The 24,324-nt window shown below is 50.3% G+C and carries 19 protein-coding genes and 1 pseudogene; 9 read left to right on the forward strand and 11 right to left on the reverse strand.

All coding sequences use genetic code 11. The features are described 5' to 3' along the window. Position 1: 1 nt before the first annotated feature. From arcC to DB847_RS20725, 7 genes and pseudogenes are all read right to left on the reverse strand, one after another. Complete coding sequence (arcC, locus tag DB847_RS20695) at positions 2 to 913, reverse strand: carbamate kinase (protein WP_108652374.1); 912 nt, start codon at positions 911 to 913, stop codon at positions 2 to 4. Positions 914 to 971: 58 nt separating this feature from the next. Next, a complete protein-coding gene (arcA, locus tag DB847_RS20700) occupies positions 972 to 2,192 on the reverse strand; it encodes an arginine deiminase (RefSeq protein ID WP_108652375.1) in 1,221 nt (406 codons plus the stop codon). Between the two features lie 1,128 nt (positions 2,193 to 3,320). Continuing rightward, positions 3,321 to 4,343 (reverse strand): GGDEF domain-containing protein, encoded by a 1,023-nt coding sequence (locus tag DB847_RS20705; RefSeq protein WP_108652376.1) that lies wholly within the window; start codon positions 4,341 to 4,343, stop codon positions 3,321 to 3,323. Between the two features lie 86 nt (positions 4,344 to 4,429). Continuing rightward, positions 4,430 to 4,939: an S-ribosylhomocysteine lyase gene (gene luxS / locus DB847_RS20710; RefSeq protein ID WP_108652377.1), complete on the reverse strand. Its 510-nt coding sequence runs from the start codon at positions 4,937 to 4,939 to the stop codon at positions 4,430 to 4,432. An 18-nt stretch (positions 4,940 to 4,957) separates the two neighbouring features. Then, on the reverse strand, positions 4,958 to 5,569 hold the full coding sequence (locus tag DB847_RS20715) for a transglycosylase SLT domain-containing protein (protein ID WP_108652378.1): 612 nt from the start codon (positions 5,567 to 5,569) through the stop codon (positions 4,958 to 4,960). Positions 5,570 to 5,656: 87 nt separating this feature from the next. Continuing rightward, on the reverse strand, positions 5,657 to 5,995 hold the full coding sequence (glnB, locus tag DB847_RS20720) for a nitrogen regulatory protein P-II (protein ID WP_108652379.1): 339 nt from the start codon (positions 5,993 to 5,995) through the stop codon (positions 5,657 to 5,659). Between the two features lie 9 nt (positions 5,996 to 6,004). Beyond that, positions 6,005 to 7,628 (reverse strand): annotated as a pseudogene (locus DB847_RS20725) (NAD+ synthase). 624 nt (positions 7,629 to 8,252) lie between these two features. On the opposite strand from DB847_RS20725, the gene DB847_RS20730 reads away from it, so the two are divergent. The 8 genes from DB847_RS20730 (at position 8,253) to DB847_RS20770 (ending at position 19,098) form a co-directional block, all read left to right on the forward strand. After that, positions 8,253 to 9,845, forward strand: a complete 1,593-nt coding sequence (locus DB847_RS20730) for an APC family permease (protein WP_108652380.1) — start codon at positions 8,253 to 8,255, stop codon at positions 9,843 to 9,845. A gap of 294 nt (positions 9,846 to 10,139) precedes the next feature. Next, positions 10,140 to 10,430 (forward strand): putative quinol monooxygenase, encoded by a 291-nt coding sequence (locus DB847_RS20735; protein ID WP_108652381.1) that lies wholly within the window; start codon positions 10,140 to 10,142, stop codon positions 10,428 to 10,430. 1,045 nt (positions 10,431 to 11,475) lie between these two features. Beyond that, entirely contained in the window at positions 11,476 to 12,393 is a 918-nt protein-coding gene (locus DB847_RS20745) for an IS5 family transposase (RefSeq protein WP_108648954.1), read from the forward strand. A gap of 80 nt (positions 12,394 to 12,473) precedes the next feature. Beyond that, complete coding sequence (locus tag DB847_RS20750) at positions 12,474 to 13,565, forward strand: VUT family protein (protein ID WP_159084777.1); 1,092 nt, start codon at positions 12,474 to 12,476, stop codon at positions 13,563 to 13,565. A gap of 167 nt (positions 13,566 to 13,732) precedes the next feature. Continuing rightward, positions 13,733 to 14,578: a VUT family protein gene (locus tag DB847_RS20755; protein WP_108652384.1), complete on the forward strand. Its 846-nt coding sequence runs from the start codon at positions 13,733 to 13,735 to the stop codon at positions 14,576 to 14,578. 382 nt (positions 14,579 to 14,960) lie between these two features. Further along, positions 14,961 to 16,616 (forward strand): EAL domain-containing protein, encoded by a 1,656-nt coding sequence (locus tag DB847_RS20760; protein WP_159084778.1) that lies wholly within the window; start codon positions 14,961 to 14,963, stop codon positions 16,614 to 16,616. Positions 16,617 to 16,732: 116 nt separating this feature from the next. Then, positions 16,733 to 18,295 carry a queuosine precursor transporter gene (locus tag DB847_RS20765; RefSeq protein WP_159084779.1) on the forward strand — a complete coding sequence of 521 codons (1,563 nt, stop codon included), beginning with the start codon at positions 16,733 to 16,735 and terminating at the stop codon, positions 18,293 to 18,295. Between the two features lie 26 nt (positions 18,296 to 18,321). Then, entirely contained in the window at positions 18,322 to 19,098 is a 777-nt protein-coding gene (locus tag DB847_RS20770) for a class I SAM-dependent methyltransferase (protein WP_108652387.1), read from the forward strand. A gap of 57 nt (positions 19,099 to 19,155) precedes the next feature. On the opposite strand, the gene DB847_RS20775 is transcribed toward DB847_RS20770, so the two are convergent. After that, the gene (locus tag DB847_RS20775) at positions 19,156 to 20,391 is read right to left on the reverse strand and encodes an MFS transporter (RefSeq protein ID WP_108652388.1); all 1,236 of its coding nucleotides are present in this window, start codon (positions 20,389 to 20,391) and stop codon (positions 19,156 to 19,158) included. 97 nt (positions 20,392 to 20,488) lie between these two features. Here DB847_RS20775 and DB847_RS20780 point away from each other — a divergent pair, with 97 nt between their 5' ends. Then, positions 20,489 to 21,271: an AraC family transcriptional regulator gene (locus DB847_RS20780; RefSeq protein WP_108652389.1), complete on the forward strand. Its 783-nt coding sequence runs from the start codon at positions 20,489 to 20,491 to the stop codon at positions 21,269 to 21,271. 1,174 nt (positions 21,272 to 22,445) lie between these two features. Here the strand turns inward: DB847_RS20780 and ispH are convergent. From ispH to lspA, 3 genes are read right to left on the reverse strand one after another with little or no spacing between them, the layout of a single operon-like run. After that, on the reverse strand, positions 22,446 to 23,375 hold the full coding sequence (gene ispH, locus DB847_RS20785) for a 4-hydroxy-3-methylbut-2-enyl diphosphate reductase (RefSeq protein WP_108653050.1): 930 nt from the start codon (positions 23,373 to 23,375) through the stop codon (positions 22,446 to 22,448). Then, complete coding sequence (gene fkpB / locus DB847_RS20790; RefSeq protein WP_108652390.1) at positions 23,375 to 23,821, reverse strand: FKBP-type peptidyl-prolyl cis-trans isomerase; 447 nt, start codon at positions 23,819 to 23,821, stop codon at positions 23,375 to 23,377. Before fkpB ends, ispH begins: the two co-directional genes overlap by 1 nt. 1 nt (position 23,822) lies before the next feature. Beyond that, on the reverse strand, positions 23,823 to 24,320 hold the full coding sequence (gene lspA, locus DB847_RS20795; RefSeq protein ID WP_108653051.1) for a signal peptidase II: 498 nt from the start codon (positions 24,318 to 24,320) through the stop codon (positions 23,823 to 23,825). Positions 24,321 to 24,324 lie beyond the last annotated feature (4 nt).

Consider the following 24,324-nt stretch of genomic DNA (forward strand, 5'->3'; position numbering starts at 1 on the left):
TTTAGTCGGTCGCAATGGTTGTGCCCTTGTCACCCCGAAGGATGGCCAGACCATCTTCCAGAGCGCCAATCCCTACCTTGCCACCGGTTGCTTTTACAAACTCACAGGATGCTTCGATCTTGGGCCCCATGGAGCCGGCATCAAACGGAATTTCGGCAAGCTCTGCCGGAGTCGCCTGATGCAGCGCACGCTGAGTCTCTTTGCCCCAGTCCAGGTATACCGCATCGGCATCGGTCAGGATCAACAGGTGATCGGCCTTGATCTGCCGGGCCAGGAAGGCTGCCGACATATCCTTATCGATGACCGCTTCAATACCAGTAATCTGCTGATTATTGATAGTGACAGGAACACCGCCGCCACCGGTACAGATCACCAAATGATCGCGACCAATAAGGGCCTCAATCGCATCACCCTCTACAATATGCTGTGGCAATGGCGATGGCACAACCCGGCGGAAGAATTTTCCATCTGGTTTGACCACCCAGCCCTTGGCCTCGGCCAGAGACTTAGCTTCTGCCTCGGAGTAAACAGGGCCGATAAATTTGGTTGGATTTTCAAAGGCAGGATCATCTGAGTTCACCTGCACCTGGGTCAGCAGGGCTGTCACATCCTGCTCCGGCATCAGGTTCTTGAGCTCCTGAACCAACATGATACCGATCATCCCCTGGGATTCTGCTCCCAGGACATCCAAAGGATAGGGAGAAACCTTGTCATAGGCATTATTTTGCAGTGCCAGCAGCCCCACCTGAGGGCCATTACCATGAACCAGAACCACGTTATATTCTTTGGCGATCTCACTGATGGTCTTGGCTGCTACCGCTATATTTTTACGTTGGATATCTGCTTCAAGTGGCTCACCGCGACGCAGCAGGGCATTTCCCCCCAGAGCCACTACAACTGTTTTCTTGCTCATAATGATTACTTCTTTGAATAGGGCTGAGACAGTGGGGCCTTAAGCCCCACATCCTGAATTAGAGACCGTCACGCTCCAGAGGACAGCTCATGCAGCGAGCGCCTCCGCGACCACGACCGAGTTCATCACCAGGGATGGGCAGTACAGTGATCCCCGCCTTATCGTATTTCTCGTTGGTGTAAACGTTGCGCTCATAGCCCACAACCACACCGGGGCGAACCGTCAATACGTTATTGGCGTCATTCCACTGCTCACGCTCGGCCTCGAAACTGTCGCCACCTGTGGTGATGAGTTTGAGCTGATCAACACCCAGCGCTTTCTCAATGGCGGTCACAAAGTAACCTTTCTCTTTGACGCTGAGATTGCCAGCCGTGCCCGGAGTCAGGCTCCAGCACTTCACATCTTTACGAACCACTTCCGGATAGACGGAGAAGGTGTCGTAATCCATGTGAGTCATCACTGTATCTAAGTGCATGCAGGAGCGATGATGAGGCAGCTCAATGGCAATTACCTGCTTGGCCTGCTCATGCTTAAACAGCTGACGGGCCAGGTGCTCAACCCCCTGAGGCGTGGTCCGCTCGGACATACCGATCAGCACAGCACCGTTACCTATGACCTCGACATCTCCACCCTCGATGCTGGAGTTATCATAGTTGCGTTCCTCATCCCCGTAATACTTGATGAAGTCCGCATCTTTGAACATGGGATGCCAGCGATAGATCGCCTTGAGGTTGTTGGTTTCACGCTGACGAGCCGGTTTTGCCATCGGGTTGATAGAAACCCCGCCATAAACCCAGCATGAGGTGTCGCGGGTAAACAGGTGGTTTGGCAGCGGGTTGATGATGAAATCGCTCTCATTTGCCATTCCCTGCACCATGTTGACGCCGCTAAATGGCATCTCACCGAAGGTCAGGCCACCGATCATGATGCTGGCGATCTCGGTATTTGGCAGCTCGCTCAGGTAGCGACGCACATCATTGGCAAACGATGGACCCAAACGATAATCTGAAACCTGATTGGCCAGTAACCACTCTTTGGCTTCTGCAATGGCCAGGGTTTCAGCCAAGACATCACGCAGCAGGAAAACCTCAACATCCTGATCCCTGAGTACCTGAGCAAACTGGTCGTGCTCTTCGCCCGCCCGCTCAACCGACAGCACATCATCAAACAACAAATCCTGGCAGTTTGATGGTGTTAATCTCTTCAGGCTTAGCTCCGGTCGATGAAGAAGTACGCGACGAAGTTGACCAATCTCAGAACCTACATAAAACGTGCTCATGGTTAGTACCTGTCCTCTATTAGGCTTCCTGCTGACTACAGATGGCCTCCTGCCACCTGTGTTCAAATCCAAGGGTCTGACCGGGAAGTGAGGATGCAGTTTGGATAACTTGTGGCATTCACTTGCGGTCTCAACCGTGTGGCCCGAAGACTAGACCTAGATAACCGGGTAAACCGTGAAACAGGTCACAATCAACAAGCTATTCACTTTTATCTCTTATAAATTTTGACAAGTCACACAAAAATTAAATTCGCCCTAGTCACTTTTTCGACTATATATGCAGTCATAAAGAGATAATCACCAGGAATAGAATATGTTAATTCGCACATCACAATACTAAACCGGCAAGCCATGCGCCCATAACTCATTGATTAATTTGACCCTTTATTTTTCACAAAGCAGCATTGTGAATATTTAGCCGGGTTTTAGGCATAACTAATACCAATAAATAATTTACGGAATAAATTTTCAGGCAAAAAGAGAGCTAATGATGAATATATAGCTATGCAGCTCTGATCACTGTTTTTTTATATTCAACATAAAAACAGCAAGTTAGAAGTAGATTAGCAGTCAAGGTAATGCATAAAAATTTAGGAAAAGTGGCCAATCGCGCATAAAATCCTGAAAAGTGAAAATGATAAATAATTTTAACAATCCAATATTAATGCAATAGCTCCGTATCATGTTCGATTATTAAGCTATACAACCCTTACATGGTCGTTAAGAATTCAAGAAAAGGCATGAAAAATGAATTAAGTTGAGCCAACCCATGGTGACCATCCCAGAGGGTAATGAAGCGAGACACAGGGCATCCTGGGCTAGAGCTCTTTCGGACTAACCAGGGTCATCACTTCAGCCTGAGATAAAGAATTTCTGGCTTTGCTAAGCTGACCCTCTGCAGCATGGATGCTGCAGTAGAGCTCCAGGGAGGGCACTGCGAGTCCGTCTGCAAAGCCCGAGATTAATCACAGTATTGACTCCATTTATGGAGAAAATGCTCTAGCAAGACAACGAGCGGTTATATGCCGGACAGGATCAGGTCTCCATGAATCGGCGCCACCGAGCTAAGAAAGACCCTTATGATGAAGGGACACTCCAGTCATGCTCCTTTTAAGGCAGGCATCCCCTTCACACCGAGATCGGCATCACCCGGTTACGCCCCAGCTCCTTGGCCTTGTAGAGCTGTTCGTCGGCACGCTCGATCACCTTGGCGACAGTGTCCCCCTTGCTAAACTCAGCTACCCCGAACGAGGCAGTGATCTTGTCGACCTTCTTACCGGTTCGCCTATCCTGAATCGACAGCTTCTCCAGACCGCGGCGAACGCTCTCGGCAAACTGGCGCGCCACCATCAGCTTTTTACCGGGCGCCACCAAGGCAAACTCCTCCCCCCCGTAACGATAGGCCTGGATCCCCTCCTTACAGCTATCCTGCAGGCGCCGGGCAACCATCTTGAGCACCAGATCCCCAAGCTGATGGCCATATTCATCATTGAATGCCTTAAAGTGATCGATATCGACCAGCACCAGGGAATAAAGCTGGCTCTGCTGATGAAATGATTCCAGCTCCTGATCAAAGCTGCGCCTGTTCAAGAGCTGGGTCAGTGCATCGTGAGATGCCTGTTTACGGCTCTCCTGCAGGGCATTGCGCAACTGCTCTATCTCCTGCTGCGCCTCGGCCAGCTGCTTATGAAAGTGACTTGTGACCTTTTGAATATGCGCCGAGCCACTCACCAGCTCGCGGATCACCCCAACCGTTTCATCCAGTGACATCCCCTGCTCTTCAAAGTGCTCCAGCGAGGCAAAGCGCTTGTTCAGCATATTCTGGAAGTCATCCGTATCGCTAAGGGTATCTTTCATGGTGTGAAACATTTCACTGGTCATCGCCTCAAGACTCTGGCGTAGCTGCTCCATGTTGGCCTGAGATTCCTGCTCGACATGGGCCTGATAGAGAGTGTTACAGGTCACCTCGCTAATAAGGCCCGTGTCCTGGAGCTTTTCGTCAATAGCCCGGTTGAGCTCAGGTTTCTCTTCTGAGACATAGGTATACCAGAGGGTATAGTTACAGGGGGTTGCCGGGATCTGATATTTCATCATCAGGGGGACAACCTGCTTCAGGTAAGCGGCAGATTGGCGAAAATCATCCATGCCCATAACAGCATCCATCTATCAAGCAGGAACACTCTCTATAGTATGGACCCTATTAAGGACACTGCACGGCTGAGATGCCACTCCTCCCTCTAAAGTTTGCTAAGGATCTCTGGAGGTAGCTTGAGCTCATCATTGCAGTTGATGCCGATCCCGCGCTCAAGGATCTTGCGGGCGATATTTTGAGCATCTTCAAGGGAGTGCATCTGATAGCTGCCGCACTGATAGCGGTTAACCTCGGGAAGCTTGGACGGATCTGCCACCTGGAGAATATCCTTTGCCGATGCCAGCCAGGCATCAGCCACCTGCTGCTCCGAGGGGGAGCCGATGAGGCTCATATAAAAACCGGTGCGACATCCCATGGGGGAGATATCGATGATCTCGACGCTCTTGCCATCAAGATGGTTGCGCATGAAGCCGGCAAATAGGTGCTCAAAGGTATGGATCCCCTCCTGAGACAGAGCCTCCTGATTAGGCACGCAGAAGCGTAGATCAAAGACGGTTATACAATCTCCGGAGGGAGTGTGAAGGGATTTGGCCACCCGCACCGCGGGGGCCTGCATTTTGGTGTGATCAACGGTAAAACTGTCCAGCAATGGCATCTGAGCTCTCCACCGAGACTAGCCAAAGAACAGCCTCCAAAGCCAACCATGGCTGAGCTCTTCCTGGCAGGAACGAAACTGTGCTCCGTAGGTTTCGGCGCGTTTTTGAACCCGCTTGGCTGTCTTGATGAGCCAGGCCTTGTTGCGATAACTGCCACGCTTATACCCACCCCACCCTTCATGGTAGTTCAGATATTGGGCGTAGGCATTCCACTTGGATACCTTATTAATCTTATTGGTCTTGGTGATATACCAACCCATGAAGTCGATGGCATCGGCAAAGTCATCCCGATCGCCACTGTAGTTGCCAGTTTCACGCTGATACTGCTCCCAGGCTGGATCCATCGCCTGGGCATAGCCATAGGCGGAGCTCACCCGCCCGATCGGAATAAAACCTAAGAAGTAATCCATCGGCGGCTTGGCATCATCGCGAAAGCTACTCTCCTGAAACATCATTGCCATGGGCACCTGAACCGGAACCCCCCACTTATGATTCATATCCATCGCCGCATCATACCAGCTACGATTTTGCCGAAAGATGTCGCAAATATTATGGGGGTTATCGGGCAGTGAGCTGCAGCTACTCAGCAGCGTCAGTAACACCAAGACTATCACTGAACGTTTTAGCATCAAATCAACTCATCTCGCTTAGGGGGCTCCCGCTCTTCCACCACAGGTGCTGAGCCCGGAGCGCCCAGGCTCGGTACCTGCCGTGGATCACAGGGCGTCTTCGTTCTCTTCGCCGGTACGAATTCGGATCACCTGCTCAATTTCACAGACGAAGATCTTTCCGTCACCTATCTTACCGGTACGCGCCGTATTCTGAATCGCCTCGAGGCAAGCCTCCAGCTCCTCATCGGGGATCACCAGCTCAATCTTCATCTTGGGGAGAAAGTCCACCATATATTCGGCCCCGCGATATAGCTCGGTATGCCCCTTCTGCCGGCCAAACCCCTTCACCTCGGTCACTGTCATCCCGGTGATCCCGACTTCGGAGAGAGCCTCCCGAACATCATCGAGCTTAAAGGGCTTGATGATCGCCTCAATCTTTTTCATGGTTCATCCTTACCAGTTATGTCGTCCGAACCCCGAGGTAATCGGGTAACGTCGATCTTTACCAAAGTTACGGGGAGTGATCCGCGGCCCAATCGGAGCCTGGCGTCGCTTATATTCATTGAGATCCACCAGGCGAACCACCCGGCGCACCGTTGCTTCATCAAAACCTTCGGCAACAATCTCCTCAACCGAAGCATCCTGCTCCACATAACGCTGCAAAATTGTATCCAATACATCGTAAGGGGCAGGCTATCCTGATCCACCTGATCCGGAGCCAGCTCAGCCGATGGGGGACGTGTGATCACCCGATCCGGAATGATCTCCTGGTCACGGTTACAGTAGCGAGCCAGACGATACACCAGAGTTTTTGGAACATCCTTGAGCACATCAAAACCACCCGCCATATCACCATACAGAGTCGAATAGCCGACCGCTACCTCGCTCTTATTGCCCGTGGTCAGCACCAGCTTGCGATGCTTGTTGGAGATAGCCATCAAAAGAACGCCCCGACAGCGTGCCTGCAGGTTCTCCTCTGTGGTGTCACGCTCGCTGTTCTCAAACAGAGGATTGAGCTGCTGCATGAAGCTATCAAACATAGGCTCAATTGGCACGATATCAAACTGCACTCCCTGGCGCTCAGCCTGGGCCTTGGCGTCCTCGACACTCATCTGTGAGGTATAGCGAAATGGCATCATCACCGCCTGCACCCGATCGGCTCCCAGAGCATCGACGGCGATCGCCATGGTCAGGGCCGAGTCAATCCCGCCGGAAAGCCCCAGCACGGCACCGGCAAAGCCGTTTTTATTCACATAATCGCGCACCGCCAGAACCAGGGCCTGGTAGATGTCTGCCTCTTCATACTTCTTGGCCGGCACCGGTAGCACATCAACCTGAGGCTCAGCATCAACAAACTCAACCAGCTGACACTCCTCCTGAAAGGGAGCCAGCCTGTGAGTCAGCACTCCTGCACGGTTGAACACCTTGGATCGTCCATCAAAAATAAGCTCATCCTGACCACAGATCTGGTTGAGATAGACCAGGGGTAGATTGGTCTCCTGGCAACGCTGTTTCATCAAATCTTTGCGGATCCAGGGTTTATCCTGGTGGAAGGGGGATGCATTGATAGAAACCAGGATTTCGGCGCCCTGGCGCTTGGCATCCTGCACCGGGGCATCAATCCACAGATCTTCACAGATCAAAAGACCCAGCTTCACTCCCTTAAAATCAACCACCAGGGTGCCGTTACCCTCGACGAAATAGCGTTTTTCATCAAACACGCTGTAGTTCGGCAGGCTCTGCTTGAAGTAACGTCCCAGCACCTTGCCCTGATGCAGTAAAGAGACCGCATTATAGAGCTTACCCTCTTCGCGCCAGGGATGCCCCACCAGCAACGCCGTTTCACCACTGCGCGCCTGCATCAGCGCCAGGGCGTTTTCAACCCGCTGCATCAGGTCTGCGCGCAACAACAGATCCTCGGGGGATAGCCGGTTAATGCCAGCTCAGGATACACCACCAGATCGGCGCCCTGTTGCTCTGCATCAGCCAATACCCCGAGCATCTTCTCGGCATTTTGTTCGATCGCGCCCACTACCAGATTCAGCTGGGCAAGCATGATGGTTAATGATTTAGCCATATTTAGCTCGGTCTCTGCTCAAAATTAAACTCCCAGCATAATAAGAAAAAGCATCGCCTCAAGCCAGCTTCGGCGAAGCATCTGCTAAGAAAACGGCTACTTTTCAACCTGAAAGCGGCTTTTCCTGCTTGCCTGACCAGGAGTAACCTTAGCTTAGATTCTCCCGGTAACCGGGATCACTCCCCCGAAAAAGAGCTCTGCTGATGCAGCCCCCCTTGATTGAGATAATCAAATTGGGTGGTTCTTCAAGGCCGGGCCCACAAGTAGCGCACTCATCCAGCCGAAGCACTGCCCGAATGTTCATGCATAATGACTCAAGCCTCCTTCTGGCAATGGGTCGAAAAAATAGCCAGCATCGGCTGGCACTACTAAACCCCTGACAGTGACAGGTTACCTCCCGCTTACACTTTGTAAATCTTATAGTTATGCATTTTTTTTGTATTTTCTTTGCAAACGTGTTCAAATGCCGGACGAACCATTGTTAACGGTTTGTTTTCAAAATACATATCAGATGTATCTTCTTTAGAATAATAAATCAGAAATACGCCTTTATTTGAAATTTTATATGCCTGAATCGTTAGCGTTCAGGATCTTTCCCAATTTTCAGCAGAGGATGTTCTTTTTATGAGTTCTTCGATAACACAAGCTCCCCCCCGACGACTTGGATTAATGACACTACTGATGAGTGGTATGGGCTCAGTCATCGGATCCGGTTGGCTGTTTGGTGCCTATCATGCTGCCCGGATCGCCGGCCCCGCCTCTATCATCTCCTGGATCATCGGCTGGGCTGCCGTGCTGGTGGTAGCACTGACTTATGTTGAAGTAGCAACCATCTTCCCCAAGGCCGGAGGCCCGGTTCGCTACCTGGAGTTTACCCATGGTTCAGTGGTGGGTTACATGGCCGCCTGGGCCACCTGGCTGTCGATCGTCACAGTGATCCCGGTGGAGGCCGAAGCCTCGGTCCAGTATATGGCCTCCTGGAAGTGGCCCTGGGCGGAGCACCTTTTTAATGTCGCAACCGGCTCTTTGAGCACCACAGGGCTGGCCCTGGCTGCTGTGCTAATGCTGGTCTATTTTGCCCTGAACTTCTGGGGACTATCGCTGTTTGCCCGCTCGCAAAATGCCATCACTACCTTCAAGATCCTGATCCCCTGCTTTGCGGTGGGCTCTATAGTGATCGCGGGCTTTCACCAAAGTAATTTTACCCTGGTTCATCACGCCTTTGCCCCTTACGGTTGGGCTGGCCCCCTAACCGCAGTGGCAACCGCAGGAATAGTCTTTGCCTATAACGGATTTCAAAGTCCGATGCACTTTGCCGGAGAAGCGAAAAACCCCAAACGGGATCTGCCGCTGGCGATCATCCTCACCACATTGTTTGCGGTTATCCTCTATATCGGGCTGCAGGTCGCCTTTATCGGGGGGGTTGAACCCGGTGCCCTGGGCAAGTCCGGCTGGCACCTGAACTTCAGTTCGCCCTTTGCCCAGCTGGCGATCGCCCTGAACCTGAACCTTTTGATGATGCTGCTGTATCTGGATGCCTTTGTATCACCCTCGGGCACAGGTATCACCTATATGGGCACCACCACCCGAATGCTGTTTGCCATGAGTGAACATGGTCACATGCCCCACAAGTTTCAGGCCCTGCACCCGCGCTATCATATTCCGCGCCCGGCGCTGTGGGCCAACCTGGCGGTTGGCTTTCTGTTCCTCTACCTGTTCCGCGGCTGGGGACACCTTGCCGGGATCATCTCGGCCGCCACCGTCATCACCTATCTGGTAGGACCTATGTCGGCCATGTCACTTCGAAAAATCGCTCCGGATGCCGAACGTCCGGTACGGATGGGCTATCTGCAGATCCTGGCTCCCATCGCCTTTGCGATCTCCTCCGAGGTGCTCTACTGGTCTCGCTGGCCGCTGACCGGCAAGGTGATCATCATTCTGCTGATGGGATTTGTGATCTACGCCTATTACCAGAATAAGCGTGGCTGGAATGGATTTATGCGACACCTGAAGGCCAGTGCCTGGTTGCTCTGCTATTTCCTGACCATGATGCTGCTCTCCTATATCGGCAGCAAGGAGTTTGGCGGACTGGATATTCTGCCCTTTGGTTACGGCATGGCAGTAGTTGCCCTCGCCAGCGTGTTCTTCTTCTACTGGGGGGTTAACAGTGCCTGGCGAACCCCCATGCTCGAAGAGGCGCTCAAAACACCGCACTAAACGAAAGGCTGGACGCCGAGCTTAAATAGGGTATCAGGGAGGATACCCGGACCATGGGGCAACATGGATGATGCCTTGAGTCTGTAGATATATTTAAAACTCTCTCTATCTATAGGGCGAGTAACCCATTCATCTTAAACACTCACCTCTATACTCCCCCTGACTAAAGGCTCCTGAGAAGCCTCGATTCTCAAAATATTTTTGACAAACAAACAATAATTACCATGTTTTTAATCTTAAGCTCTTCCACCATAATTCACTCATCGGTTCAACGAAATCTAAATGAGGTAGATCATGAGCAAACTCACTATAGTGGCCAAGATAGTGGCAAAGACCGAACACAGCGAAAGCGTTAAACAAGAGCTTCTCAAGTTAATTGAACCCACCCGGGCAGAGGAGGGTTGCATCCAGTACGACCTGCACCAGGATAATCAGGACCCGGCGGTTTTCCTTTTCTATGAAAACTGGCAGAGCCGTGAGCTATGGCAGCAACACATGAACTCGCAACACCTGCAGGATTATGTCGCTGCTACCGAGGGGATGGTTGCCGAGTTTATTCTCAATGAGATGACGCATATCGGTTAAGTGTGATTTTAATTGTGCTGCGCACAACTGATTTGCAGCTTCGCTGCAGATGCCGGTGCTGACCGGCGGCAGGCAAGAAGGTGCGCTCGCCCGCACCCTCTTGCATCTCCCGGGGCGCCCCGGACCTCGCTTTATCCTCGGCTCACCTGAAGCTTGAAGTACCACGTAGACAGGCCTTCCATGGCCTGGCTACGCTTACACAACGTCCTGTTGCTCAACTTCAACCCCCTACGGCTCGCCTCAGTGCTCGCTCACGGGGAATTAACTATCTCTCTTCGAATCAGCTCTTGAGTAAGGTCTTAAAGGCAAGTTGAAGCTTATTTTTTCGAGGTATGGGCACTCAGATCACCCATAAGCAAAGCTTTGCAGCATGGCTCACTTGAGACCAGGAAGGGACGGGTTGACATACGGGTCTCTTTGTCTGCTGCAAATGCCCTATTTTTGCCCGCTCAATCTCTCAGTGCTATGCAGCACTCAGCAGAAGCGCTAGACTGATCTGCCCGATATAAATTCACTTAACGGACTATGAGACTGACACGGAAGGCACGCTATCAGCTAATCGCCGAGCAAGGCGATCTCGTGCTATTTCGCAATCTCAAAACCGGCAGTGACTCCCGGATGAATCCTGTTGAATTGGTCAATCAGGGACTGATCGAACAGTTCAGTGATCGGGACAGGATCAAGGTGGGTTATGCCGCAGCTGCGCAAGATGACTCCATTGTTGTCGCTAATAATAAAGGGAGTATCGCAGTTTATAGCTATAGCCGAACCCTATTCTTTCCAATTCTATTTACCGGTTATATTCTTTGCATATTCGCATCCTGTATCTTAGATGCATCCAGCACAACAATTTTCAATATACAAACTCCAACATCTTTTCTAATCCTTCCCCTCGTTTATGTATTTGAAGATTGCGTTACTGAACTATATGGGTTCAGTACAGGCTTAAGATTGATCACCAAGGGATGGCGTTGTTTCCTAAATCGATGGAACCTTTTGGTTTGAGCAAGATCTGATCTCCCATCGTCATGATGGGAAGCTTCAAATGGGTAAATCCAACGGCAAAATCAAGAACTGGTCTCAATACAATAAAGCATTGGTAAAGCGTGGCTCGATCACCTTCTGGTTGGATGAGAATGCAGTCAAAAACTGGCATTGTCAGGAGCACCATGGCGACAGAGGAAGAGGCTTCACGTTCAGTGATACCGCTATCGAAACCGCGTTGATGCTCAAAGGAGTATTCAGCCTTCCACTGAGGGGGTTGCAAGGATTCCTTGATTCGGTCTTTCAGCTCATGAATGTTCCTCTTAAGTCACCGACTTATAGCTGTATCAGCAAACGAGCGAAGACCGTTGAGATAAAATATCGCCGCCCCAGCCGAGGCCCTGTTGCTCACGTGGTCGTTGATGGGACAGGGCTCAAAATCCACGGTGAGGGAGAGTGGAAAATGCGCAAGCACGGAAAAGAAAAGCGCCGAGTTTGGCGCAAGCTCCACCTGGCTGTTGATGCTCAAACTCATGAAATCATAGCAGCCGAGGTCAGCCTTGATAGTGTTGGAGATAACGAGGTGTTGCCGACCTTATTAAACCCACTACGACGCAAGATACAGCAAGTCTCAGCAGATGGTGCATACGATACAGAGGCTTGCTATGCACTGTTACAGAGAAAGGGTTGTAAACCAACGATTCCTCCCCGCAGTAATGCAGCTTACTGGAAAGGAGATCATCCCAGAAATGAAGCTGTCGAAGCGCTTAAAAATGGGCAGCTTTCACAATGGAAGCATGACAACGACTACCATCAGCGCTCGTTAGCAGAAACAGCAATGTCTCGCTACAAACAGCTCAATTCTCCACAGCTGAGCTTACGTTGTTATAACGGTCAGGTTGGGGAAGCCTTGGCCGGAGTTAAAGCTTTAAACAAAGTGATCGGGCTTGGTATGCCTGTCAGGCAGCAAGCTGCCTGAATGGGTACAAGTCAATTATCAGACTCGGATTTAGGAAACAACGCCCCAAGGGATTATTTATCCTCCTCTTATTATCTTTGTTGATTAAGTTAATCTTTACATTCTGCTCTATTAGTCAATCAGGAATACACTCTGTTATTCAAGATAGATTCTCTTATTTATCCGGAGACCTTTCAACTAGCTCACTAGATGATTTCATATCTTCATTTGTTGACCTATATACTTTCTCTAAACTATTCAGATTTCTAAATGGGAGAAGCTTCTGGATAAGATCGCTTGCATCTTCATGTGTCTCCCAGACTGTTTGCTCTTTTATCGGTGGATTTATCATTTTATATACAGTTCCCACTACACCATTTAGCTCAATCTATAACATCATGTTTCTTTTTTGGTGTTATAATATTGCCTTTTCATTCTTATATCTACCGATATCCTATCTGATTATCTATGCTGTGAAAAACATAAGCATCAATCCAAAATATAGGCATTTCTCATGGAAGCCTACTTGTTTTTGCATTGCCAATATTATGGCTATTCTTGCATTAACTCTTTGTGGCACTACTCTGGAGTTTTTTGGTATTGAAATCAGTACCTCTGCTTTAATTTTAGCGGCCGTCGCCAGCTTAACTGTGGCTTATCTTCGCGATGACACATACTTACACTCTCTGGCATTGATCTCGATTGCAGGCATCATCATCGCTATCCTGACTCGTCAGCAACTTCCCTCTCAGATGTCTCAGGAGCTACTCATCACCGCATTAACTCTTGGGTGTATTTGGGTCCTTGGCTATTTACAGATACCGGTACTTCAAATACCTGGAGTCGGATTAATCCTAGCGATTATAGCGGTAGACTCTGGCCCAAGCTTTGCCGGATTTACCGTAACCTTGCTTCTCCAGGGAGCTATCTGCTGGTTGATCATGGATAAAGCACTCAGTCAAAGATTCCTGAACCATCGGGCTAGGTGGAAATTCCTACAACAAGGAATCAGTCTACTGATTGTTGCCAGCCTGGTTTATGCAATCGAGTTTGAGCTACTTCAGGCAAGTACCAGCCCCACTTTTTACGGCTTGTGGATCGCCATTGGCATTACCCTTGGCTGTGCCGGGTACCTTGCCTTGCGAGCCTATAGCCACCCATCACCAAAGCAAGAGACCCTTGCTATCAGTTAAATGATTCTCATTTCATCTCTAATTCGATAATAGATGACAAAAAGTTCTATCAACCACCGACCTGTTTCACAAAAAATGAACAAAAAATAGTAAGAATCACTGTGAAAGGTGAACGCCTGGGTATAAAATGACGCGTTTTTCATACTAGCCAAGGACATTGGATCATCATGTTGCGAAGAAAAGCTCGCTACGAACTGATTGTGGAGCAAGGAGACACAATCGAGTTCGAGGATATCAAAACCCAAAAGCGCCTTCAAATGAACCCGTTAGAAATCGTTAACCAGGGCTTAACCGAGCTTTTTAACGATGAAGACAGGGCAACCATAGGGCATGCAGCTGCTCGTAAAGACTCCTCTATTGTGGTGGCCAACAATAAAGGGAGTGTGGCGGTTTATAACTATGCAAGAACTTTATTTCTTCCATTATTATTTACTGCTTATGTTGTAAGTATAGTTATTAACTGCTTCATGGATGCCTCTAGCGTCAATTTCTTTGGTTCCATTGTTCCACTGTCTTTTTTTATTGGTGCACTGAGCTTTGTTTTTGAAGATTGTGTTACTGAGCTATATGGCTTCACAAGAGGCATCAAACTTATCTGCCAATCGTTTGTATTTCTTGTGATTTTGTCTGCTATTCTTTTTTTACTTGTGCACCTCTCAAGTGACAAGGAATTTCTTGGTTTCTTCTCGTATTACCCTGGTGACTTATTAGCTAGTTCATTTGCTGTTTCCATTGCCTCTCTTATTGATTTATTTGTATTCTCATTTCTTTTTAAATTTTTTAGGAACTATGGTTTCTGGCTCAGATCTATTGTTTCATCTTTCATTGCCCAATTTTTCCTATCTATTATAGGTGCATTCATAGTAACTTATTTGATTCCAGACTCTGCAACACCGTTTAAAGAGGCATTCAATAACGGAATGCTACTATGGGCTTTTAATATATCCTTTTCCATTTTATATCTTCCACTTGCATACGCAATAATTGGATTTGTAAAAAAAAAGGGTAATTAACTCAAAATACCGTACATTCAAGTGGAACTCGCAGTGCTTAAGTCTCGCTAGCAGCATATCTATTCTTGCCCTAGTAACGTCAGGGATGACGTTCAGATTTTTAGATGGAAATATCAGCACTTCAATTATCCTTCTCACTCTTCTCGCTGTTACTTGCTGGACATACTTAAAAGATAGCGTTTACCTATTAGCTCTAGTTCCTATATCAATAGTTGGGCTTGGTGTTGCAATATATCTCAGAGATCTCTTTCATATTCCATCTTCTGATAGTCTATGGATTAATACAATTATTTTATGTTGTATCTGTGTTCTCACTTATCTGAGAAATCTCCCTCTACAGCTTGCTGTTGGTGTAACCCTGATCTTAGTTATAGCACTCCAGATGGAGCTAGACTCGCTAAGCGTTGCTATTACTCTGATGTTACAAGCGCTGATCATCTGGCTAGTACTGGACACAGCCATCACCCAAAAACTTTCCAAAGAACCAAGCCGCTGGCTGGTTCCTCTTGGGATCATCACCTTCCTGGTGGTTGGTGTTCTCATCTATGAGACCGAGTTATCCGTGGGTGGATTTAGTGGTATGGCTCCGGATTACCTGGCCCAGTCTATTTTCGCAGGCGGCCTGCTACTGGCGCTTTATTATGCGTTTCGTCGCTGGCAATGCTACCAGCATGCAATACAGGGCGCGCAACTCTTGGAGCGCCGTCGCGAGCTTGCCAACAACCACCAACTCTACCGCTTGAATCACAACCCGGATGATGAGTGGCCCCAGAGTAAGCGTCAGGAGTTAGATCTTTTTATTCAAAATGAGGAGGAGAAGCAGGAGCGCCGCCTGCAGATGGATCGTAGCTACCGGAATAATCTCTTTAAATACCCTGAGATGAAGATAGCAACCCGCGACATCTTTGAGCGCTCTTTGAAAGCTGAACTTAATAACCCGGAAGTCGGGATCGGCAGCATCTTTCTCATCGAGTTTGGTGAACTGCAGGATGAAGATACCCTCAAGCTATTGAGCCTAAGTATCCATCACCTGCTGCGTGAGCAGCCCAAGCATTTGGTAGCCCGTTACGATCACAAGACTGTCGCTATCCTGCTTCCTGAAACCACTGAGCTACAGGCGCAGAACCTGACCTCCATGTTCAGCTCCACCCTGTATAACTACTTTAGCCAGGCAGAAGATCATAGCCCTTTCCATATGGGAACCGTTAGCTTTACTCACCTGGAGAGAATGCAGGAGATCCTCAATCAGGCTGAATATGCGCTGCACCTGTCTCGCCGCCTGATCGATCGCTGCTGGTACCAGCAGGAGAAAGGACTTATCTATAAACAGTCTCACGGCTGGAGCAACTGGCGAAAGCACCTGCAACTATGTATCAATCAAAATCGCCTGGAATTTAGCCTGGAGCGATATCAGGATATCCTCGGCCAAACGCTGTTTAGCAACTTTATGGCAAAGATTGAAGGGATCAGCGGCAATACCCTGGAGGATGAGCAGCTTAGCCTGATGGCTGAAAAGTCAGGGCTCTCTTTGGGACTGCTAGACCTTAAGCTTAAAGCGGCCTGCTCTGTGCTCTTTACCAGTAAAGAAAACCTCTGCCTGAATACCCACGCTGGCGTGCTTAGCAATAAGTCCAGTCTGAGCCAGCTACTCATAGAGCTGTATGGCTACCCGATGGAAATACGCCAGCGACTTATCTTTGAAATTCGCGAGTCCGAAGTCGCTGAACAGCTTAGTGCATTGAAGATGGCAAGTTTTGCCCTGCATGCCCTGGGTTGCAAGCTATGTATCAGTCGGGTCGGCCGACAGGTTGAAGCGATGGAGTATGTTCGAGAGCTGAGTGTGGACTACCTGAAACTCGATGAGCACCTACTCTCCAACCTGACCCCAGACAGCCGCCAGAGCAAGGCACTTCAAAGCATTCGCCTGATGATCGAAGGCACTCAAACCATGCTCCTCGCCCACCAGGCTGATGACGAAGCCCATTGGGCCAAACTTCAGCTAGAAGGCATAGAAGGAACTCACCTGGCTCAAGGCTAACCAAGCCTGTAGCAGAGGGGCTTCCCTCTGCTACTCTCATAGCCCGCCAATAGCATGACTTTGTTTAACATTCACTGCGGGATACAATGGGCTGCTTCGGGGCAGGTGGGATACCTATGATACGATTGCGAAGGAAAGCACGTTACAGCTGGATTGCCGAGCGCGGCGACCTAGTGCTGTTTCGCGATCTCAAAACCCAAACCAACATACAAATGAATCCGGTCGAGTTGGTCAACCAGGGACTCACCGAGCAGTTCAGCGATCAGGACAGGATCCGCATTGGCTATGCCGCCGCCGGGCAAGACTCTTCGGTCGTAGTCGCAAATAATAAAGGTAGTGTTGCGGTCTATAGTTATTCCAGAGCTCTATTCATTCCTATTCTTTTTACTGCATATATAGCCTCAATTTTTATTTCATGTATAGCTGATGCAGGAACTTTCACCGCATTTGGAATAATCACCCCGATATCCTTTATCATTTACCCGTTAACTTTTGTGTTTGAAGATTGTGTTACTGAGCTTTACGGAAGAGAAAAAGGGCTGAAAATTATATTTCATGCATTGCTTCTCCTGTTACTATCCTCCGCTGTACTTAAAGGGATATTTGCCCTATCAGAAAACCTTGATTACGAATCAAGCAATAATTTTCTGAGTACAATGAGCTTCATTCCTTTTGATGTTGCTTATGCAAGTGTGAATGCCTTTATATCGTCAGCGATAGACATCATCGTTTTCTCCTTAATCTATACGCAACTTAGAAACTATGGCTTCTGGTTTAGAGCAACCGTTTCATCATTCTCTGCACAATTTGTTGCCTCTATCCTCGCTGGTCTGTATTACTACTTTACTGTAATGACAAGCGCTCCCTTTGGTGAAATCTATAGCAACTCCCTATTCTATTTTCTATGGAGCTTTGGCCTCTCGGTTGCTTATATTCCACTATCCTACGCAATTATTATCTCAATAAAAAAGCTTTCCGTGAGTCCAAGATACAGGGAGTTTGTCTGGAACAACTGTCGACTTGCTGTCGTCAATATACTCGCTATTTTGGCCCAATTGTTCTCCGGCATAACCCTGAACCTCTATGATCTTAATATCAGCGTCTCGGCCCTCCTACTGAGCGCTATCTGTGCTTTAACCCTGGCCTACCTACGAGACAACACCTATATCAACACCCTCGCGATAACCTCCATTATTGGCCTGTTTTCCGCATGCCTCTGCCGGCAGCAACTCCCCGCTCCTATGAGTCAGGAGTTGTTAATTACCTCGCTGGCACTAGGTTGTATCTGGCTGTTAGCTTATCTGGAAAACCCATGGGTTCAGCTCGGTGGCATGCTGATTGTTTTGCTGATGACAGCCTTAGACTCTGGCCCAACGCTCGGTAGCTTTCTGCTGACGCTACTCCTGCAAGGGGCCATCATCTGGCTGCTGCTGGATAAGGTAGTGTGTCAGCGGCTACTAGCCCACAGAAGCTCCGTGCACTATCTGGCTGCTCTGCTCAGCCTGACTTTGATCGCGACCCTGACCTATACCCTGGCTAGCCCATTACTGCAGGAGTTTAATGTCCCCCTTCCCTCCCTGTGGCTGGGAGTCGCTCTGGTTGGAGCCAGTTGCGGCTACCTTACCCTGACACTAACTCGATATAAGGGGCTTCGCCAGAGCCCCTTATACAACCTCTGATCCAGATTTATCATAAGGAATGAGCGATGCACTTTGATCACCAGAACACCCGGGGATGCTATAACGCAAGAGAGGTCGATGCCAGCTGGCTCCAGTGGTGCCAAAAACTGCTGGAGCCCGTCGATAAAACCGTCATCGACTTAGGTTGTGGCGGTGGTATCTATGCCCGGGGTTTTATTCAGGCCGGAGCATCTCATGTGTACGCTCTGGATAGCTCCGAGCAATATATTCAGGAGGCTGCCGGGGATAACCCATTCCCCGGACAATTAGACTTCATTCATGCCGATGCTTGCGCCGTTCCCCTGGGCGATGCGGTTGCGGATATCCTGTTTGAACGCGCCATGGTTCACCACCTGAATGAGACTCAAAAGCTCAGCAATCTCCGGGAGGCCAGGCGCCTTCTTAAACCTGATGGCCTGCTGGTGATTCAGGATCGCACCTTTGATGACATTCTGGATATCAGCCCCCAATCCTGGATCCGCTCAACCCTATTTGAGTGTTTCCCGCGCCTCCTGGAGTTTGAAGAGAAAAGATGCCCCAGTACAGCTTCTTACCTGAGGCTGATGAAACAGGCCGGATTCACGGATATTCAGCAGCTCCAATACCGGGAAGTCAGAAAGCGTTACCCGGACTTTGAAGCGCTGGCCACTGAAATCAAAAGCCGCAAGGGCAAGAGTATTCTCTATGAGCTCAGTGAAAATGAGCTCAAACTTTACTGCCAGAAACTTAAAATAAAAAGCCTCTCTCACCCCCTGGTGGAAACGGATCGCTGGAGTGTCTGGCTGGCCAATAACACCAGGTAACCGGCAGAAGGGGCAGGTAGGCCTCACTGATGACGCCCTGCGCCCCCTCGTGCTTAATCACGCATACTGCGGCTGAGACACCCTCTCTCTGGTTAACAGACTGCTCTTTGATGCAAACAGAGACATGGCGAACCAGGCAAGAGTGCATCCAAGGCAAAGGATGAGGGGCAGTGTCCAGCTCCCTTGCTGCTCGTGTAGTGATCCCATGGTCACAGGCCCTGCGGCTGCCAAGAGATAGCTAACTAATTGCGCCATTCCCGATAAGCCTGCGGCCTGATGAGCACAGGTTGTACGAAGGCTCACCAGAGCCAGGGCCAGAATAAAACCCCCTCCGGCACCAAACCCAAAAATTGATGCCCATAGGATAGCCATAGAGGGTGCGAGCAGCAGCCCCGTGATACTGGCAAATGCCATCAGAGGCATCATCATGCAGATGGCTCGTTTATCCTTAACCCGCGCCATCAGTGGGATCAGGATAAATGCGGGCAAGGCGGTAAAGAGCTGTAATAGCCCATGGATGAAGCCCGCCTGAGATTCGCTATAGCCACTATCCACCAGTATGGTTGGTAGCCAGCAGATAAAGATGTACATCAAAAGTGAGTTCAGCCCCAAAAACAGGGTCACTTGCCAGGCAATGGGTGAACGCCACAGGTAGCCGTGGCTCTCTATTTCCGGGGTATCCCGGGCCGGGGCGGTGTGCTTTTTTAACTGGGGCAGCCAGATGACTATGCCGATGATAGGAAAGATCAAAATACCGCCAAGGGAGAAGGCCCAGCCCGGAATGAAGGTGAGTCTTGCTGACTCGGCGACTTGCATCAGAGGAATCGCCATACTCGCACTGATAAAGGAGCCCACTCCCATCGTCAGGGTGTAGATGGCTGTGATGGTGGTAATTTTTCCGGGAAAGTCTCGCTTGATAAGCCCTGGCAGCAATACATTCGAAATCGCAATTCCGCCACCTATGATGAGGGTACCACCAAACAGGGTGGATACTGTGCCCCATGAGCGCACCAGGATACCGACAAGCAGCAACATCAGTGACAGCATCAGGGCCTGCTCTAATCCGCGCTTGCGCCCCAGCATAGTCGCGATGGGCGAGAAGAGTGCAAATGCCAACAAAGGGAGAGTTGTGAGCCAACCGGCCTGGGTTGCAGACAGATCGAGCTGCAGGCGAATTTGCTCTAACAAAGGGCCGACCCCGGTAATTGGGCTGCGCAGGCTGATGGCGATCAGAATGATCCCGATTAGCAGGCCAACCGATTGGTTAAAGCGAGACGTTTTAAGTATTGCCATGGGTCTTCCTCGTAATCATTTCTGGCTAAGATTAAACCTCTCCTTATCTGTAGTATTTAGGTATATTGACTTTATATTTCTAAAAACGGTCATTGTTATGCGGCTTCCCCTCTTTCCTGAGTTTGATTCTGATGATTACCCGCAAAAAGCCGTGGGTGTGATGCTTACCGGGGGAAGTCATGATGATGAAACACCCTTTCATCATCACCATAAATGCCAGCTGGTGATGCCGCTCAGTGGTTTTATTAAGTGTAAAATTGAAGATGCGATCTGGATGGTTCCGGCTAACTCTGCGGTATGGATCCCAAGTCAGGTGCCCCACAGTAACCTGATTTCAGCGGATGCGAGTGTCTGCATGCTCTTTGTTGATCCGGACGCAGCTAAGATGCCAGACCAAAGCTGTACCATCTCAATCAGCCCGCTACTCCGCGAGCTAGTCTGCCACCTCATCGAACAGGATCAGCATTACCTGCCACAAAGTGCTACCGCAAGACTGGTGGATGTTCTGCTCGAACAGCTCGTCAATATGCCCACCCAGCACTTTGACTTTCCGATCCCAACAGAGCCCAGGCTGCATGCCATCGCACTGAGATTGATAGCCGAACCTGGTGACAGGCGCACCGTGGGCGAGTGGGCCCGCCAGTTTGCGATGAGCGAAAGAACTCTTACCCGCTTGGTCCGCCAGGAGGTGAAACTAACCTTTGGCCGCTGGCGCGGCCAACTTCATATCGTTCTGGCGCTGCAAAAACTTGCTTCCGGTGAGAGCGTGCAACGAATAGCTGATGATCTAGGCTATGAATCCGTCAGCGCCTTCATTACCTTCTTCAAAAAGAACCTCGGCCAGCCACCAAAGCAATACATGAAAACACAGGATCATTGATGTGAGCTGACCAAAGGTCAGCAGCTTAAGGGTACTTGTGCCTACGGCACAATTGTCCAGCCGCGGATGCTGCACATGGAGGTGCGAATGTAGCGAGAGTCATGGATGACGATAGCTACTCCCAGGCATCCCGCCTTCCACGGCATTAATACATCCTGTATGGCAGGATATGCTTGTCCAATACCCTCTTCACTCCCAAGGACACCCCGGTATTTGCTATTTCCTTATGCTTCATCAGATTCACTAACGGACAGACGGATCGTCCATGTCCCAGCTGTCCTTCAATCACGATTATCGTCCTGATAATCCTTCCCAGTTCAGCGTCCCTGCTTCTCGCTTCATTGCTGCGCAATTACGCCCATGTGATTGATACGTTCATCAACAATGAATCATTCGGCGAAAATTGATGGGGCCCAACTTCTCCCCCGTGAGCGAGCGCTGAGATGAACCGTAAAGGATTAAGGCTTAATCGCATGGATGCGATGAAAGCACAGTATCAATAAAGGATGTATTGTCTGTGCGAGGCCTTAATTCTTAGGTGAAGCGAAGACTAAGCGAGATCGGGGCGCCCCGGGAGATGCAAGAGGGTGCGGGCGAGCGCACCTTCTTGCCTGCCGCCGGTCAGCACCGGCATCTGCAGCGAAGCTGCAAACCGCCACCCGCAGGAGAAAAATCTCAGTCTGATCTGCGGTCAGCTTATTTGTGCCCGCGGCACATAGTCGGGGCGCCGACAGCGCCCTACTTTTGTATCGCCAAAAGTAGGCAAAAACGCGCTGCGAGTCCATCCGCAGAGCTACGCGGCTCAGCATCCTGCCTCGAATACAATATTCACTTTTAAATCTGAGTCACTGCATGCGTTCGGAGAGAGGGTTTTAATCCCCCATGAGCGAGCGCTGAGATGAGCCGTAAAGGATTAAGACTGAATCGCATGGATGCGATGAAAGCACAGTATCAATACAGGATGTATTGTCTGTGCGAGGCCTTAATTCTTAGGTGAATCGAAGACTAAGCGAGATCGGGGCGCCCCGGGAGATGCAAGAGGGTGCGGGCGAGCGCACCTTCTTGCCTGCCGCCGGTCAGCACCGGCATCTGCAGCGCAGCTGCAAATCGCCATCCGCAGGATGAACAAACATAATAGGGAGATTGGGGGCCAGAGAGGCCCCCGAAAAATCAACTAGCGTAATTCAGCCGGAAGCTCAAACACTATCGACTCTTCCTGCCCCGGTAGCTCTGAGCTCTCTTTGCCACCAAAGGACTTCAGGGTCTCGATCACCTGCTGGATCAATACCTCAGGGGTTGAGGCACCAGCGGTCACCCCGACCTTGGCGACATCGGTAAACCACTCCCTGTTGAGTTGACTGGCATCATCCACCAGCCAGGCCGGTGTCCCGAGATTTTCGGAAAGCTCACGCAACCGGTTGGCATTGGAGGAGTTGGTCGACCCGACCACCAGCATCACATCTGCCTCTGCGGCCAGGGAGCGTACCGCGTCCTGACGATTCTGGGTGGCATAACAGATATCATTCTTGCGTGGCCCCTGGATATTGGGGAAGCGCTCCCGCAACGCCGTGATCACGCTCTGAGTCTCATCAACGCTCAGGGTGGTCTGAGTCACATAGCGCAGCTTATCCGGGTTGTTCACCTCAAGCTCTGCCACCCCCTGGCTATCTTCCACCAGGTACATGCCGCCTTCGGGGTTCTCATACTGACCCATTGTGCCGATCACCTCGATGTGACCTGCGTGGCCTATCAGAACCACCTCTTCGCCCTTGAGGCTGGCCCGGTGAACCTCCATATGCACCTTGCTCACCAGCGGGCAGGTAGCGTCAAACACCTTAAGCGGGCGGCTCTTGGCCTCCTCGCGCACCGATTTAGCAACACCGTGGGCAGAGAAGATGGCGATGCTGCCGTCGGGGATCTCGCTGAGCTCCTCAACAAACACAGCCCCCGCCTCACGCAGCTTGCTCACCACATAGCGATTGTGCACCACCTCGTGACGCACATAGATGGGAGCCCCAAATTTCTCCAGGGCACTCTCAACGATACTGATTGCCCGATCCACGCCGGCACAAAAGCCGCGGGGGTTTGCCAGTAAAATTTCCATCATCCGGGATTACTCACATCTAGGATCTCTACATCAAAATTCAGGGTCTGACCCGCCAGTGGATGGTTGAAGTCCACCGTCACCGAGTCGCCCTGGACCTCACGGATCATTCCGGCAACCTGCCCGCCATTTGGCTGCTCAAAGCCGACAATCACCCCGGGCTCCAGCTCGATCTCCGGAGAGAAGCGCGCAGCCTCCATGTGGTGGATCTGATCCGGGTTCGACATGCCAAAGGCATCCTCGGGGGCCAGGGTAAAGCTCTTGTTCGAGCCGATACTCAGCCCTTTGAGGCAAGCCTCAAAGCCTGCGGTCAGGCTGCCATCACCCATTTTGAGACGGGCGGGTTTATCCTGGGTCCGGCTGGTATCTGCGACCGAGCCATCTTCAAGCTTAATGGTGAAGTGAAAGGTCACTTCACTATGATCACTAATCAGGGTATCTGTCACTTCAAGACTCCTTCTTCTTATTGAAGATACTCTCCAACACCAGCATCACCGCCCCGACACAGATGCCACTATCGGCCAGATTAAAGGCCGGGTAGTGGCTACCGCCCAGGTGAAAATCGATAAAATCGATCACATGCCCGAGGTGGATACGATCAATAACATTGCCCAGAGCACCACCTATGATCAATGCAATGGCGATCCCCAACCAACGGGACTTTGCAGGCAGTCGCTTGAGCCAAACCGACAAGACAATCGCGATCACTATGGCGAAGCCGGTAAATAGCCAGCGCTGCCAACCGGACTCATCGGCAAGAAAGCTAAAGGCGGCACCTGGGTTAAACACATAAACCAGGTTCAAAAAGGGAGTCAGCTCAATCCCCTGAAAACCATAGGGAATGGAGATACTCACCCAGTACTTAGTGAGCTGATCCAGGATCAGCACAAGGGCCGCCAGCCATAGCCAGCGAAGCCCTGATTCACAGCGAAACAGTCGTCCCATCACT

It is taken from the genome of Dongshaea marina (assembly GCF_003072645.1).
Classification (GTDB): Bacteria; Pseudomonadota; Gammaproteobacteria; order Enterobacterales; family Aeromonadaceae; genus Dongshaea; species Dongshaea marina.

Excerpts from the sequence above, each read along its gene's own strand:
- arcC (WP_108652374.1), bottom strand. The coding sequence starts at position 913 with ATGAGCAAGAAAACAGTTGTAGTGGCTCTGGGGGGAAATGCCCTGCTG.
- arcA (WP_108652375.1), bottom strand. The coding sequence starts at position 2,192 with ATGAGCACGTTTTATGTAGGTTCTGAGATTGGTCAACTTCGTCGCGTA.
- DB847_RS20705 (WP_108652376.1), bottom strand. The coding sequence starts at position 4,343 with ATGGGCATGGATGATTTTCGCCAATCTGCCGCTTACCTGAAGCAGGTT.
- luxS (WP_108652377.1), bottom strand. The coding sequence starts at position 4,939 with ATGCCATTGCTGGACAGTTTTACCGTTGATCACACCAAAATGCAGGCC.
- DB847_RS20715 (WP_108652378.1), bottom strand. The coding sequence starts at position 5,569 with ATGCTAAAACGTTCAGTGATAGTCTTGGTGTTACTGACGCTGCTGAGT.
- glnB (WP_108652379.1), bottom strand. The coding sequence starts at position 5,995 with ATGAAAAAGATTGAGGCGATCATCAAGCCCTTTAAGCTCGATGATGTT.
- DB847_RS20730 (WP_108652380.1), top strand. The coding sequence starts at position 8,253 with ATGAGTTCTTCGATAACACAAGCTCCCCCCCGACGACTTGGATTAATG.
- DB847_RS20735 (WP_108652381.1), top strand. The coding sequence starts at position 10,140 with ATGAGCAAACTCACTATAGTGGCCAAGATAGTGGCAAAGACCGAACAC.
- DB847_RS20745 (WP_108648954.1), top strand. The coding sequence starts at position 11,476 with ATGGGTAAATCCAACGGCAAAATCAAGAACTGGTCTCAATACAATAAA.
- DB847_RS20755 (WP_108652384.1), top strand. The coding sequence starts at position 13,733 with ATGTTGCGAAGAAAAGCTCGCTACGAACTGATTGTGGAGCAAGGAGAC.
- DB847_RS20760 (WP_159084778.1), top strand. The coding sequence starts at position 14,961 with ATGGAGCTAGACTCGCTAAGCGTTGCTATTACTCTGATGTTACAAGCG.
- DB847_RS20765 (WP_159084779.1), top strand. The coding sequence starts at position 16,733 with ATGATACGATTGCGAAGGAAAGCACGTTACAGCTGGATTGCCGAGCGC.
- DB847_RS20770 (WP_108652387.1), top strand. The coding sequence starts at position 18,322 with ATGCACTTTGATCACCAGAACACCCGGGGATGCTATAACGCAAGAGAG.
- DB847_RS20775 (WP_108652388.1), bottom strand. The coding sequence starts at position 20,391 with ATGGCAATACTTAAAACGTCTCGCTTTAACCAATCGGTTGGCCTGCTA.
- DB847_RS20780 (WP_108652389.1), top strand. The coding sequence starts at position 20,489 with ATGCGGCTTCCCCTCTTTCCTGAGTTTGATTCTGATGATTACCCGCAA.
- ispH (WP_108653050.1), bottom strand. The coding sequence starts at position 23,375 with ATGGAAATTTTACTGGCAAACCCCCGCGGCTTTTGTGCCGGCGTGGAT.
- lspA (WP_108653051.1), bottom strand. The coding sequence starts at position 24,320 with ATGGGACGACTGTTTCGCTGTGAATCAGGGCTTCGCTGGCTATGGCTG.